This window comes from Streptomyces sp. NPDC104202 (assembly GCF_055584185.1).
Genome location: NZ_JBVJMN010000057.1, coordinates 43,968 through 57,547, shown reverse-complemented (window position 1 = coordinate 57,547; position 13,580 = coordinate 43,968). Strand labels below are relative to the sequence as shown.

Genomic DNA, 13,580 nt, shown 5'->3' with positions numbered 1-13,580 from the left:
CCCCCCCCCCCCCCCCCCCCCCCCCCCCCCCCCCCCCCCCCCCCCCCCCCCCCCCCCCCCCCCCCCCCCCCCCCCCCCCCCCCCCCCCCCCCCGTGCCGGTGCGTCCCCGCGCCTCGCACGGCGACGGCCCCGACTGTGCGGGCCGGGCGTCGCCGTGGCGGGGCGGCGTGCGGATCAGCCCGTGATGTCGCCGTAGCCCTCGATCTCGCGCGGGTCCCGGCGGCCGGGACCCGTGTAGCGGGCCGACGGGCGCACCAGGCGCCCGGTGCGCTTCTGCTCCAGGATGTGCGCCGACCAGCCGGCCGTCCGGGCACAGCTGAACATCGACGTGAACATGTGCGCCGGGACCTCCGCGAAGTCCAGGACGATCGCCGCCCAGAACTCCACGTTCGTCGCCAGGATCCGGTCCGGACGGCGCTCGTGCAGCTCCTCCAGGGCGGCCTTCTCCAGCGCCTCGGCGACCTCGAAACGCGGCGCGGCCAGCTCGCGGGCCGTCCGGCGCAGCACGCGCGCGCGGGGGTCCTCGGCGCGGTACACGCGGTGCCCGAAGCCCATCAGGCGCTCGCCCTTGTCCAGCGCCTGCTTCACGTACGCCCGCGCGTCGCCCGTCCGCTCGATCTCCTCGACCATGCCGAGGACCCGGGAGGGCGCGCCGCCGTGCAGCGGACCCGACATGGCGCCGACGGCACCGGACAGGGCGGCCGCCACGTCCGCGCCGGTCGAGGCGATGACCCGCGCCGTGAACGTCGAGGCGTTCATGCCGTGCTCGGCGGCCGACGTCCAGTACGCGTCCACGGCCTTGACGTGCTTCGGGTCCGGCTCGCCGCGCCAGCGGATCATGAACCGCTCGACGACCGACTCGGCCTTGTCGATCTCGCTCTGCGGCACCATCGGCTGGCCCTGGCCGCGCGCCGACTGCGCCACGTACGACAGCGCCATCACGGCCGCGCGGGCCAGGTCGTCGCGGGCCTGCTCGGCGGAGATGTCCAGGAGCGGCTTGAGGCCCCACACCGGCGCCAGCATCGCCAGCGCCGACTGCACGTCCACGCGGATGTCACCGGAGTGCACGGGGATCGGGAACGGCTCGGCGGCGGGCAGGCCCGGGTTGAACGCGCCGTCGACGAGCAGGCCCCAGACGTTCCCGAACGAGACGTGGCCGACGAGATCCTCGATGTCGACCCCGCGGTAGCGGAGGGCGCCGCCCTCCTTGTCGGGTTCGGCGATCTCCGTCTCGAAGGCGACGACTCCCTCGAGCCCGGGTACGAAGTCGGACATCAGGCGGCTCCTCTATCGATGATCGATCAACCGAGTTGGTCGATGGTGGGGAATCAACAGTCATCCAGCCCAAGAGTCTGTACGGTTCCGATGATGCCGGGAAGCGTGACATCCGGCACACTGCGCCGATCCGGCGAGTGAGGATTAGGGCCACGTGGTGCCGGGCACACTGCGCCGCTGCGGCAGGATGGCCCTGTGACCGACGCTCTGGACCCCGCCGACATGCGCGAGCAGTACCGCACCACGGAGCTCTCCGCGGCCGACCTCGCGCCCGAGCCGATCGCGCAGTTCACCCGCTGGTTCAAGGAGACCGCCGCCAACCCGGCGATCCACGAGCCGAACGCGATGATCGTCTCCACCGCGACCCCCGACGGCCGCCCGTCCTCCCGGACGGTCCTCCTGAAGCACTACGACGACGCGGGATTCGTCTTCTTCACCAACTACGCCTCCCGCAAGGGCGAGGAGCTGGCGGCCAACCCGCACGTCTCCCTGCTCTTCCCCTGGCACCCCCTCGCCCGCCAGGTCATCGTCACCGGCCGCGCCGCCCGCACCGGCCGCGACGAGACCGTCGCCTACTTCCGCACCCGCCCCCACGGCTCCCAGCTCGGTGCCTGGGCCAGCCCCCAGTCCACCGTCATCCCCTCCCGCGCCGACCTCCTCGCCCGCTACGACGAACTCGCCGCCCGCTATCCCGCCGGCGAACAGGTCCCCGTCCCCCCGGACTGGGGCGGCATCCGCGTCGTCCCCGACACCGTCGAGTTCTGGCAGGGCCACGAGAACCGCCTGCACGACCGCCTCCGGTACACCCGCACCCCCGACTCCTGGCACGTCGACCGCCTCGCCCCCTGACCCCGAGCACGCAGACGACCCGTGAGTCTGGTCCCTGTCCGCCTAGGTTCGGACAGAAGCCGGCCGGACTTACCGGCGACTCACGGGTCGGGTGACTGCGTTGGTGTTCGGCAGAAGGCCTGCCGAGGTGCACAGAGTGCGACTGGCAGGCCTCAGCCCGCAGTCACCTCACGAGTCCGAAAAGAAACCATTTTTTCGGATCACCTCCTTTCGCGTGTACCCACACCCTAGGGAGCGCCCCTCGCGCGCCTCAACCCATTTATTCAAATCGCGGAACAGGGGTGTGCTCTGCATCACGTTCCAGTTGAATGGCCGGAGTATGGGGGGAGTGCCGGATGAGTGCTTTCACGGGGTCGGCGAGCGAGACCGCTTCTGTTCCGGGGGCGGGGGGAGATCTGCTGGCGGCGCTGCTGGACGGGATGGACGCGGCGCTGTGCGCGTTCGACGCCGAGGGGACGGTGACGCACTGGAACCGGGAGGCGGAGCGGATCCTCGGATGGTCGGCGGGTGAGGCCGTCGGGCGGCGGGGGTTCGGCGGGTGGGCGGCGCGGAGCGCCGACGCCGAGGAGACGCTGGGCCGGCTGATGGGGGCGATGAAGGGCCCGGGGCGGCAGGTCCACGAGTTCGTGCTGCTGCGCAAGGACGGCGGGCGGGTGCTCGTGCGGAGCCAGGCGGCGGGGGTGCGGGGGGCCGACGGCGCGCCGGTGGGGGTGTACTGCGCGTTCAGCGAGGTCCATGTCCAGCTCGACCTGGAGCGGTCGGTGGCCCTGAGCGAGGCGCTGTTCCAGGACGCTTCGTGGGGGGTCGTGCTGGTGGACGCCGACCTGCGGCCCGCGATGATCAACGGCCACGCGGCCCGGTCCTTCGGGACGGGGCGCACGGCGCTGCTGGGGCGGCCGCTGGGCGATGTGGTCGTGCACGGCGCGGAGGAGCTGGAGGCGGCCTTCCAGCACGTGCTGGCGGAGGGGACGCCGCCGGCGACCGCCGAGGTGTGGGTGACGCTGCGGACGGCCGCGGGGGAGCGGCGCCGGTGCTGGCGCAGCGGGTTCCTGCTGCTGGCGTCGCCGATGGCGGAGGAGCCGGTGCCGCTGGGGGTGGCGTGGCTGTTCCAGGACGTGACGGAGGAGCGGCTCGCGGCGCGCGAGGCGGACCGGATGCGGTTCCGGTGGAGCCAGCTGCACCGGGCGGGCACGGCGGCCGCGGAGTGCGAGGACGCGGACGAGGCGGCGACGGTGCTGCTGGACTTCGCGCTGGCCGGTTTCGCGGACCACGCGGTGGTGGACCGGGTGGCGGGGGAGCGGCGTCTGACGCGGGCCCTCGCCACGCCCGCGGGCGGTGCGCCCGGCCCGTCGTCCCCGGTGGTCGGCGGCGGCATCCCGCTGCGGTACGGGCCGAGGCATCCGGCGCTCCAGGCGTGGGACCGGCTCGGCACGGTCCGGGCGAGCGCGGGCCGTACGGCCGAGGTGTGGGCCGAGGCCCACCAGTGGCCGGGGGACGCGGCGCACGCCCTGTGCCTGGTGCTGCGGTCGCGGGGCCGCACGGTGGGCGTGCTGACCTTCCTGCGGGCGGCCTGCCGGGCGCCCTTCGAGCGTGAGGACGTGGTGTTCGGGGAGACGGTGGCCGCGCGGGTGGCGGCGCTCCTGGACCTGGGCGGCGAGGGCTGAGGGTCCGGGGGCCGTGGGCCCCCCCGGACACCCACTTTTTTGTGGGTACTTGTGGGTGCCGGGCGCCCGGGAGAACCTGGTGGTGGCCCGGACGAGAGGGAGTGACGGGGCCTCAGGAGGCGGCGGCCGTCTCCGTCAGCCGGTCCAGCCGGCGATGGCCCCAGTCGGACAACGGGCCGAGCAGTACGGACAGTTCACGTCCGTACGCCGTCAGGGAGTAGACGGTCTTCGGGGGCAGCACGTCGTGCACCTCGCGGTGCACGAGGTCGTGCGCCTCCATCTCCCGCAGTGTCTCGGTCAGCACCTTCTCGCTGATTCCGGGGAGTTCGCGGCGCAGTGCGCCGGGCCGGCGAGGGCCGGACTCCAGCAGCCACAGCAGCGACGTCTTCCACTTGCCGTCGATCACGGCGATCGCGGCGGTCACTCCGCAGACGTCGGTGTCCTGGGCCCGGAGGCGTGTCATGCGCGTTCCTCTCCTTCGACGGTCGTTCCTTCATCTCACCCATGTGCAAGGGAGTTCAGTCATGTCTTCTTCCCGATCCGACGCTCACGCCTCCGTCACGGTGCTCGGTCTCGGCCCGATGGGCCGTGCGCTGGCCGGCGCGTTCCTGGACGCCGGGGTGCGGACCACCGTGTGGAACCGGACCCCGGGCCGGGAGGGCGATCTCGTGGAGCGGGGCGCGGTCCTGGCGGGGAGCGCCGAGGAGGCGGTCGCCGCGAGCGGTCTGACGGTGATCTGCCTGGTCAACTACGACGCCACGGACGCGGTCCTGCGGCAGCCCGAGGTCTCGGCCGCGCTGAAGGGCCGGACCCTGGTGAACCTGAGCGCCGACACCCCGGTGCGGGCCCGGGACACCGGCCGCTGGGCGGAGGAGAACGGCGTGGGCTACCTTGACGGCGCGATCATGACGCCGACGCCGAGCATCGGGACGCCCGCGGGGGTGTTCCTGTACAGCGGTCCCGAGCCGCTCCACCGCGAGCACGCGCCGGTGCTCGACGCCCTGGGCGGTGCCCACACCCACCTCGGCGAGGACATCGGCCGGGCGGCGGCCTTCGACGTGGCGCTGCTCGACATCTTCTGGACGTCGATGACGGGGTACGTGCACGCCCTGGCGGTGGCCCGTGCGGAGGGGATCTCGGCGCGGGAGCTGGCGCCGTTCGCGCAGGGCATCGGGGCGATCCTGCCGCCGCTGTTCGAGGAGTGGGCGGACGACGTGGACGGCGGCGGGTTCTCGGGCGAGGGCAATCCGCTGACCTCGGCCGTCTCGACCATGGGCCACGTGGTGCACGCGGCCGAGGACCACGGCATCGACGCGAGCGTGATGCGGGCGGCCGAGGCGCTGGCCGTCCGGGCCGTGGACCTGGGGTACGGCGCGGACGGCTTCACCCGCGTCACCACGGTCCTGGACCGCGGCTGACCCGGAAGGCCCTACGGGTGCGGGTGCGGGACACGGGGCCCGCGCGCGGCCCCGCACCCTCCCGACCCCGGCCCGTCCGGCTCCGGCCTAGTGCCGGAAGAAGATCCGGTCCCCGTACTCGGTCATCACGCGTCCGTTCCACTCGTGCCCGCCGTCGACGTTCCCCGAGCGCAGCAGGGGCGGCTCGATGCCCCGGCGGACGAGGTCCTCGGCGGCGGCGGCCATGGTGGCCTGCATGAGGGCGCTGGTGACGACGGTGGAGGCGGGGGCGAAGGGGGCCTCGATGCCCTCGTGGGTGAGCTCGGCGTCGCCGACGGCGATGCGGGAGTCGAGGACGATGTCGCAGTGGTCCTTGAGGAAGGTGCCGGACACGTGGCGTGACTTCGTCCCGGTGGCGTAGGCCACCGAGGTGACGCCGATGACGGTCAGACCGAGGGCGCGGGCGTTCATGGCCATCTCGACGGGCAGGGCGTTGCGCCCGGAGAGGGAGATGATGATCAGGACGTCCCCGGACTTGGCGGGGGAGGAGTCCAGGACGGCGCCGGCGAGGCCGTCGACGCGCTCCAGGGCGGAGCCGAGCGTGGCGGGCATGACGTCGACGCCGACGACGCCGGGGACGGCGAGCAGGTTCATGAGGGCGAGGCCGCCGGCGCGGTAGACGACGTCCTGGGCGGCGAGGGAGGAGTGGCCCGCTCCGAAGGCGAAGAGCCGGTTGCCGTTCTCGACGGCCTCGGCGATCGCGGCGCCGGCGGCGGCGATCTCGGCGGAGTCCTCGTCGCGGACCTGCTGGAGCAGGCCGATCGCGGCGTCGAAGAACTGTCCGGCCAGCTTGCTCTCGCCCATGGCGGCGGCTCCTTCTCGTCGTGGTCGCGGCTCACGGTGCGGTCTGGACCATTGCTCTGTCAATACCGCCTCACCCGGTGAGGCCCGGTTGTCGGCGCGATGCGTCAGAATTGGTGCCAGGGCCAGCGCACGACTGATCGAGGGGCACGGATGTCCGGACTGATCGACACAACGGAGATGTATCTCCGCACCATCCTCGAGCTTGAGGAGGAAGGTGTGGTCCCCATGCGTGCCCGGATCGCCGAGCGGCTCGACCAGAGCGGTCCGACGGTGAGCCAGACGGTGGCGCGGATGGAGCGCGACGGCCTGGTGGCCGTGGCGAGCGACCGTCACCTGGAGCTCACGGACGAGGGGCGCCGCCTGGCCACCCGCGTGATGCGCAAGCACCGGCTCGCCGAGTGTCTGCTCGTCGACGTGATCGGCCTGGAGTGGGAGCAGGTGCACGCGGAGGCCTGCCGCTGGGAGCACGTGATGAGCGAGGCCGTGGAGCGGAGGGTCCTGGAGCTGCTGCGTCACCCGACGGAGTCGCCGTACGGGAACCCGATCCCGGGCCTTGAGGAGCTGGGCGAGAAGGCGGAGGCGGAGGCGTTCCTCGACGACTCGATGGTCTCCCTCGCCGACCTGGACGCGAGCGGCGGCAAGACGGTCGTGGTGCGCCGGATCGGCGAGCCGATCCAGACGGACGCCCAGCTGATGTACACGCTGCGGAGGGCGGGCGTGCAGCCCGGTTCCGTGGTGTCGGTGTCGGAGTCGCCGGGCGGTGTCCTGGTGGGCAGCAGCGGCGAGGCCGCGGAGCTGGACGCGGAGGTCGCGGCGCACGTCTTCGTCGCGAAGCGCTGACCTCTCCTTCCCGCACGTGAGCGAGGGGCGCCCGGCCGTGCCGGGCGCCCCTCCTTCGCGTTCCCGGCGTCGGGGGTGCGGCGCGCCGTCTCGCCGTGCGCCCCGTTTACGCCGGAATGGCTACGCCCGCGCCCTCGTCGTGCCACATTGGTAAGGGCCGGGCGTGGAGGGGGTGGGGCCATGAGGGCTACGGAAGACGGAGGGCCCCGGCGCCTCCCGGCGCCGGGGCCTGTCCTCCCCTGTGCTGACCTGGAGCCCCGAGCTCTCAAGGTCATTCCCCTCGGACCGTTTTTCCCCGAGCGGTCCGCCTCCCGCTCAAGATCTCCCCTCGGCAGCGCGCGTCAATCCTTGAGCCCTGTCACTCGAACGAGGGGTGTTGTGTGGCAGGAGCGCATTTTCGAATGCGAGTTCGATAGTCTGGCGAGGTTCGACGGAAAAGAGGGGGTGCCGCAACCATGGCGCGACGACTCGACGTCACCGGGGCCGACGGCGTCCGGCTGGCGGCCTGGGATCACACACCCGGACCCGGCGGCACCGCACCCGGTCCGGGTGGCCACCCGCCCGTGACCGACGGCCGCGCGCCGGCGCCGGGCGGCCATCCGCCCGCGCCCGGCGCCCGCGTCCCCGTGCCCGGAGCCACCGGCATCGTCCCGCAGCCCGGACCGGACGCCGGCGTGCGCGCCGGAGCCGGGCGGCCGGGCTCCGTCCCCCGCCCCGCGCCGCCCTCGCGGGGCGCGTCCCCGGAGCCCGGACGGGCCCCGGCCCCCGGGGTGTTACTGCTGCACGGCCTGATGGGCCACGCGGGCCACTGGGCCCCCGCGGTGAGCCGTCTGACGGGCGGTCACCGGGTCGTGGCCCTCGACCAGCGCGGCCACGGCGCGAGCGAGAAGCCCGCCGGCGGACCCTTCACCCGCGAGGCGTACGTGGCGGACGCCGCGGCCGTCGTCGAGCAGCTCGGCCTCGGCCCCGTCACGCTGGTCGGCCACTCCATGGGCGCCCTGACGGCCTGGCAGCTGGCCGCCGAGCGCCCGGACCTGGTGAAGGCCCTCGTCATCTGCGACATGCGCGCCTCGGCGCTCGGGGCGGCCTCGCAGCGCGCCTGGCAGCAGTGGTTCCGCGGCTGGCCGGCGCCGTTCCCGTCGCTGGACGCGGTCCACCGGTGGTTCGGCGCCGACGACCCGTGGGTGGAGACGCCGAACCCGGCGCGCGGCGCGTTCTTCGCCGAGGTGATGACCCGCCACCCGGACGGCTGGCGACCGGTGTTCGACCCCGAGCAGATGCTGACCTCCCGCGAGACGTGGGTGCACGACGCCCACTGGGACTCCCTCGCCCAGGTCCGCTGCCCCACCCTGGTCGTCCGCGGCCTCGACGGCGAACTGGGCCGTGCCGAGGCCCAGGAGATGGTCCGGGTCCTGCCCCACGGGGCGTACGCGGAGATCCCCGACGCGGGCCACCTCCTCCACTACACCCACCCGGAGGCGTGGAGCGAGGCCGTCGAGCCCTTCCTGAACGGCGTGCTCACCCCCTGACGATCCGGTCCGCGCGGTCTCGCGGGAACGGCGGCGGCGGACCGCCGGACGGCCGTACCATGATCGTCCCCTGAGCCCGTTCCGGAGGCCGACCATGCCGCAGCCGTCCCGCCGAACGGTCCTGCGCGGCCTCGGAGCCGGTACGGGAGCCGCCGTCGCGGCCCCCGTGCTCCTCGCCGGGACGGCGGCGGCCGCCCCGGCCCTCCCGCCGCCGCGGACCGGCGACCATCCGGTCGTCCGGGAGAACAGGGCGCCCGGATCCGGCGGTTGGGCGATCGGCGACGACGAGACCACAGGCGTGGACCCCGCCCGCCCCGAGATCGAGGGCCACGCGGACCGCGACTCGGTCGCCCCCGGCGAGACCCTGCGGCTGCGGCTCTCCACGGCGGGCGCGACCGTGTCGGTCTACCGCGTCGGCGCCTACGGCGGCGCCCGGGCCCGCCGGCTCCTCACGGAGCAAGGCGTCGGCACGGCGTGGACCCTGGAGGTCCCCGCCGACTGGGTCTCGGGCCTCCACCTCGCGGTCCTCACCACGCTCGGCGGACACCGCGCCCACGTCCACTTCGTCGTCCGGGAGCCCGCCCGGCCCTCGGGCGTCCTCCACGTCCTCTCCGGCGACGTGGGCGCGGAGGCGAGCGTCGTCCGCTGGCTGGAGGAGGAGGGCTACGACGTCACGTACGCCACGCGCCGGGACGTCCGCGAGGGCCGGGTGGACCCGGCCCGTCACGGCGTCCTCGTCCACATCGGCACCCGCCCCGCCGCCGTCCGCGGCGCCCGCGTCGTCGCCCTGCCCCGCCCCCTCGCCCTCAGCGAGCCGGGCCGGACGGAGGCGGCGGCCCGGTGGGCCGCCGCCGAGGCGATCGAGTCGGCCGCCCCGGCGGCCGTCAGCAGGTCCAGAAGCTGACGTCGGCGCCGATCCAGCCCTTGAGGCCGCGGTCGTCGTAGAGCGACACCCAGCCGTCGGCCGTCACCTCCATGCGTACGGTCAGGGGCTGGCCCGTCACGTACGTACCGGAGACCACGCCGACCAGCCTCTGCGTGCGGTTCGGCCGCGCGGGCATCGGCAGCCGGAACAGCTTCGCCGTACTCGGCCAGAGGCTCTCCCTGTCCACCCGGTCGATCGAGAAGTGCAGGTGGACCCGGTCACCGTGGATCCGGTACTGCGGGACGTACGACGAGCCGCTCGGCACGTACTGCGCGGGGTCGAGGGCGACCGGCACCCACGGGTTGGTCTCGGGTGCAGGGAACCGGCCCACGTGGTAGCGGTGCGCCCCGGCGCTCCCGCTCGCGATGCCGAACGCCAGGGTGGCCGGAGCGCCGGCGATCTCGTACACGCAGAGCCCCTCGGGCTCGCGGTTCGGGAGCGACGGAAACGCGGTGAGCGCCACGTCCTGCACCACCTCGCCCGTGTCCCACCGGGTGCAGGTGACCCGGGACTCCTCCTTCGGCACGCCGTAGAGGGTGTACACGTGGTCACCGAGGCTCGTGTAGCCCTGGAGGGTCCGGCCGGAGGCGGTGAAGGGCAGCGTGGCCAGCGGGGTGTACGTACCGGCGACGACCGCGTCCAGGGCATAGCGGTCGATGCCGCCGACTCCCTCGTGGGACGGGTCGTCGTTCGACTGCCAGCGGTAGATCAGCTCCCGCCGCGTCGGGTCGATCGTCGCGGACACCCGGTACACGGACGCGCTCGGCCGGGGCCGGTGGAAGGTGATCCGCGAGGACGGCTCGTCGGCCTTCGAGGCGTCGACCGTGCCGCCCGGCACGTACGGGATGCGGGCCAGGGCCGACGCCCAGTGTCCCTTCGGCATCGCGTCGGTCCACAGGAACACGGCGTCGCCGGTGCGCTCGACGCCGATGTTCGCCCCGTGCCCGGCGTGCTCCACGTGCATCGAGTCCACGAGTTCGCCGTTCTCGGTGAACCGGGTGACGAGGATCCGTTCCTGGTCGCCGGTGGTGGTGTCCCGCTGGCACACGTACCAGTGCCGGCCGACGACCTCCCAGTACAACGACTGCCCGACGCGGACCGGGGAGGCCAGTTGCACCGAGTTCAGCAGGACGGGGGGCGCGACGGCGGAGGCCAGCGTGATCATCCGAACACCTCTCAAGATCGACAAGTGGCCGAGACTACGGCCTGCCCGCCGGACGGGTCGGGGGCCCGGGTGAAGCGGGCATTCCGGAAAGTGGCCACCCCTGCGGCGCCGCACCCGACCCCGCGCGGTACGTTCCCTCCCACGGCGCGTCGAGCAGCTCGTCTCCGCGCCGGTGGGGAGGAAACACATGCGCATGTCCCTGCTGCGGCGCGTGGCCACCGTGGCCACGACGCTGGGGCTCACCTCGCTCGGCCTCTTCGGCGCGGGCGCGGCGCCGGCCCAGGCCGCGATCCGCGACTGCCCGTCCGGATACTTCTGTGCCTGGAAGTCCGACAACGGCACCGGCACCATGTACAAGACGAACGTCAACGCACCCACGCTCGGGAGCTGGGACAACGCGTTCCGTTCGGTCGTCAACCGCACCAGCGCATTCGTCTGCTTCCACGAGGACGCCCACTACGGACAGTCGGGCGCCGTCTACAGCAGCCCGCCGGACCCGGCGGGCACCGAATGGGGCGGCCCGGGCACCAACTCGGTCAGCTCGCTCAGGTTCGTCCCCACCGAGCGCGAGTGCGTCCTGCCCGCCTACCCCGAGTGGTACGCCGCCACCGGCACCAAGGCGGCCGGCTTCGGCGACATGAACGCCGACAAGAAGCCCGACGCCCTCGTCCGCGACAAGGCCGGCCGCCTCTGGTTCCTGCCCGGCGACACCACCGGACGCCTCATCGGCACCGGCGGCTGGAACGCGATGAGCGCCCTCACCCGCCACGGCGACTTCACCGGCGACGGCCGCGAGGACGTCCTCGCCCGCGAGTCCGCCACCGGCAAGCTGTGGGCCTACCCCGGCACCGGCACGGGCGCGGTCGGCACGCGGAAGCTGATCGGCTCCGGCGGCTGGAACGCCATGAACAAGATCACCGCCTTCGGTGACCTCACCGGTGACGGCCGCTCCGACCTCATGGCCGTCGAGTCCGCCACGGGCAAGCTCTGGCTGTACCCCGGCACCGCCACCGGCGCGCTCGGCTCCCGCCGCCTCGTCGGCTCCGGCGGCTGGAACGGCATGAACGCGCTCGTCGCCCCCGGCGACATGAACGGCGACGGCCGGGCCGACCTGCTCGCCCGCGAACCCTCCACCGGCAAGCTCTGGCTCTACCCGGGCACCGCCACCGGCGGCGTCGGCTCCCGCGTCCTCATCGGCGCCGGCTGGAACGTCATGGCCTCCTTCCTCGCCGTCGGCGACTTCAACGCCGACGGCCGCAACGACGTCGCCACGATCACCAACAGCGGCTACGTCTCCCCCGAGTGCCGCGGCGTCGGCTGCCTCCTCCTCTACACGGGCAAGGGCACCGGCACCCTGAACGCGGGCGTCGTCGACGACGGCGACTGGTGGGGCCTCAACGGCGCCTTCTGACCCGCGGCACCGCGCCCGCACACGCCGAGGGCCCCCACCCGACCGGTGGGGGCCCTCGGCGTCCTCACACCGTGGACACGAACGCGCCCCAGGCGGCGGGCGAGACCTCGAACGCGGGGAGCGAGGTGTCCTTGGAGTCGCGGACCAGAACGGCGGCGGGGGAGGTGGCGACCTCGACGCAGTTGCCGCCTTGCTCGCTGCTGTAGGAGGACTTGATCCAGGTGACGGCGACCTCGATGCAGTCGCCGCCTTGGGGGCCGCTGTAGCTGCTCTTGAACCAGTTGAGGTCGGTGCTCATAGCTCTCGTGCCACCTGTTCGATGAGTCGTGCGGAGTCCTCGGGGGAGAGGGCCTGTGCGCGCAGGGCGCTGTAGCGGGCGGCGACGTCTCCCACGTCCGGTTGTTCGCTGAGAAAGTACCTGCCGCTCTGTCCCTCGATAAAGACGATTTGGCTCCGGCGTTCCTCGGTCTCCAGGAGGGTGAACGAACCGTCGAGGCCGGCGTGGGTCCACCGGTCCTCCGGCATGACCTGGATGGTCACGTTCCGCAGCTCGGCGCACTCCCGCACATGGAGCAGGTTCTTCCGCAGGACGTCCGGTCCGCCGATGGGCTTGGTGAGCGCGGCCTTCTCCAGGACGAAGGTCACGAGCGGCGGGGGCTTGCGGAAGAACAGCTCCTGCCGCTTCACGCGCGCGAGGACACCCGCCTCTATGTCCTCGTCCTCCAGCGCCGGTACGGCGCAGTGGAAGACGGCCCGCGCGTATTCCGCGGTCTGGAGCAGCCCGGGGATCAGCTGGATCTCGTACTTGTGGATGCCGGCGGCCCTCGCCTCCTCCTTCAGATAGTCCTCGAACCACGCGGCGACGCCACTCGCCGTGACCTCGTTCGCCACCTTCAGCAGTGCACCTTGTGCACCCAGCATCTCGTCCGAGAGTTCGACGAACCGCCCCCTGGCTCTCCGCTCTCCCCGTTCGATCATGGCGACCTGGGACTTGGAATAGCCGGTCTCCCGGCCCAGCGCCTCCTGTGAGACGCCCGCCCGCTCGCGATGGAAGCGGAGCAGCGCGCCGAACGCCTTGGCGGCGCCGGGGCTCTTCTTCTCGTTGTTCACACCCGACCTCCCGAGTGCACAGTCCTGCACAACCGGACTGCGGCCCTGGTCACAGGCAACCACGCACAGCAGGCTGGCCGCATGAATCTGCGCAAGTCGCTTGACATCAAGCCCGCTTGGGTGCCCGAGACCGGGCACGCGCTGCGTCACGCGGGGATCCACTTCGACGCGGTACGGATCGGGGGGTTCCTGGGCGAGGACGTGGCCTACCGCCTGATGTCGTTCACGGACTTCCAGGCGGGCCCGATCGTCCGGGAGGCGACGGGGGAGAAGAACCTGTACTTCCTGCTGCCGCCCAGGACGGCGGGGGAGTACGAATGGCCGGGTCCGGTGCGGGCGTTGAGCGGTGGTGGCGGGCGGAGCGAGTCGTACGTCGGGATTCCGGCGCTGCGGGGGACGACCTGGCCGCTGGACTGGAGGTCGCGGCCGACGCTCGAAGATCCGTTCGTGGAAGGAGGGTTGTTGCATCGCACCGTGAAGTGTGCGCTACGGTGAGCGCATCATCACGCTCCGTGAAAATTGGAGCGGCCCCCGGGGGTGCGGCAACACC

At 73.0% G+C, this 13,580-nt stretch carries 14 protein-coding genes; 8 read left to right on the top strand and 6 right to left on the bottom strand.

Features of this window, described 5'->3' with window-relative positions:
- Window positions 1-175 precede the first annotated feature (175 nt).
- The gene (locus ACZ60W_RS29325) at window positions 176-1,276 is read right to left on the bottom strand and encodes a citrate synthase 2 (RefSeq protein WP_469758401.1); all 1,101 of its coding nucleotides are present in this window, start codon (window positions 1,274-1,276) and stop codon (window positions 176-178) included.
- A gap of 222 nt (window positions 1,277-1,498) precedes the next feature.
- On the opposite strand from ACZ60W_RS29325, the gene pdxH reads away from it, so the two are divergent.
- Both pdxH and ACZ60W_RS29315 read left to right on the top strand, forming a co-directional pair.
- Complete coding sequence (pdxH, locus tag ACZ60W_RS29320) at window positions 1,499-2,125, top strand: pyridoxamine 5'-phosphate oxidase (RefSeq protein WP_469758403.1); 627 nt, start codon at window positions 1,499-1,501, stop codon at window positions 2,123-2,125.
- Between the two features lie 335 nt (window positions 2,126-2,460).
- Entirely contained in the window at window positions 2,461-3,789 is a 1,329-nt protein-coding gene (locus tag ACZ60W_RS29315; protein ID WP_469758400.1) for a PAS domain-containing protein, read from the top strand.
- A gap of 112 nt (window positions 3,790-3,901) precedes the next feature.
- On the opposite strand, the gene ACZ60W_RS29310 is transcribed toward ACZ60W_RS29315, so the two are convergent.
- Window positions 3,902-4,252: a winged helix-turn-helix transcriptional regulator gene (locus ACZ60W_RS29310; RefSeq protein WP_469758399.1), complete on the bottom strand. Its 351-nt coding sequence runs from the start codon at window positions 4,250-4,252 to the stop codon at window positions 3,902-3,904.
- A gap of 61 nt (window positions 4,253-4,313) precedes the next feature.
- Here ACZ60W_RS29310 and ACZ60W_RS29305 point away from each other — a divergent pair, with 61 nt between their 5' ends.
- Window positions 4,314-5,207 carry an NAD(P)-dependent oxidoreductase gene (locus ACZ60W_RS29305; protein WP_469758398.1) on the top strand — a complete coding sequence of 298 codons (894 nt, stop codon included), beginning with the start codon at window positions 4,314-4,316 and terminating at the stop codon, window positions 5,205-5,207.
- A gap of 87 nt (window positions 5,208-5,294) precedes the next feature.
- Here ACZ60W_RS29305 and ACZ60W_RS29300 read toward each other — a convergent pair whose 3' ends face one another.
- On the bottom strand, window positions 5,295-6,050 hold the full coding sequence (locus tag ACZ60W_RS29300; RefSeq protein WP_469758397.1) for an SIS domain-containing protein: 756 nt from the start codon (window positions 6,048-6,050) through the stop codon (window positions 5,295-5,297).
- Between the two features lie 150 nt (window positions 6,051-6,200).
- Between ACZ60W_RS29300 and ACZ60W_RS29295 the strand changes: the two genes are divergently transcribed.
- From ACZ60W_RS29295 to ACZ60W_RS29285, 3 genes are all read left to right on the top strand, one after another.
- The gene (locus ACZ60W_RS29295) at window positions 6,201-6,890 is read left to right on the top strand and encodes a metal-dependent transcriptional regulator (protein WP_053644941.1); all 690 of its coding nucleotides are present in this window, start codon (window positions 6,201-6,203) and stop codon (window positions 6,888-6,890) included.
- Window positions 6,891-7,345: 455 nt separating this feature from the next.
- Window positions 7,346-8,419 (top strand): alpha/beta fold hydrolase, encoded by a 1,074-nt coding sequence (locus ACZ60W_RS29290; protein ID WP_469758396.1) that lies wholly within the window; start codon window positions 7,346-7,348, stop codon window positions 8,417-8,419.
- 94 nt (window positions 8,420-8,513) lie between these two features.
- A complete protein-coding gene (locus tag ACZ60W_RS29285) occupies window positions 8,514-9,323 on the top strand; it encodes a N,N-dimethylformamidase beta subunit family domain-containing protein (protein WP_469758395.1) in 810 nt (269 codons plus the stop codon).
- Here ACZ60W_RS29285 and ACZ60W_RS29280 read toward each other — a convergent pair.
- Window positions 9,304-10,509, bottom strand: a complete 1,206-nt coding sequence (locus tag ACZ60W_RS29280; protein WP_469758394.1) for a phage baseplate protein — start codon at window positions 10,507-10,509, stop codon at window positions 9,304-9,306. The two genes, ACZ60W_RS29285 and ACZ60W_RS29280, sit on opposite strands and share 20 nt — an antisense overlap.
- Window positions 10,510-10,696: 187 nt before the next feature.
- Between ACZ60W_RS29280 and ACZ60W_RS29275 the strand changes: the two genes are divergently transcribed.
- On the top strand, window positions 10,697-11,920 hold the full coding sequence (locus ACZ60W_RS29275; protein WP_469758393.1) for an FG-GAP-like repeat-containing protein: 1,224 nt from the start codon (window positions 10,697-10,699) through the stop codon (window positions 11,918-11,920).
- A gap of 64 nt (window positions 11,921-11,984) precedes the next feature.
- Here the strand turns inward: ACZ60W_RS29275 and ACZ60W_RS29270 are convergent, their stop codons facing one another.
- Together ACZ60W_RS29270 and ACZ60W_RS29265 are read right to left on the bottom strand one after the other, a co-directional pair.
- Window positions 11,985-12,218 (bottom strand): DUF397 domain-containing protein, encoded by a 234-nt coding sequence (locus ACZ60W_RS29270; protein ID WP_469758392.1) that lies wholly within the window; start codon window positions 12,216-12,218, stop codon window positions 11,985-11,987.
- The gene (locus ACZ60W_RS29265) at window positions 12,215-13,030 is read right to left on the bottom strand and encodes a helix-turn-helix domain-containing protein (protein WP_469758391.1); all 816 of its coding nucleotides are present in this window, start codon (window positions 13,028-13,030) and stop codon (window positions 12,215-12,217) included. Before ACZ60W_RS29265 ends, ACZ60W_RS29270 begins: the two co-directional genes overlap by 4 nt.
- Before the next feature lie 81 nt (window positions 13,031-13,111).
- Here ACZ60W_RS29265 and ACZ60W_RS29260 point away from each other — a divergent pair, with 81 nt between their 5' ends.
- Window positions 13,112-13,525 carry a hypothetical protein gene (locus tag ACZ60W_RS29260; RefSeq protein WP_469758390.1) on the top strand — a complete coding sequence of 138 codons (414 nt, stop codon included), beginning with the start codon at window positions 13,112-13,114 and terminating at the stop codon, window positions 13,523-13,525.
- Window positions 13,526-13,580: the final 55 nt, after the last annotated feature.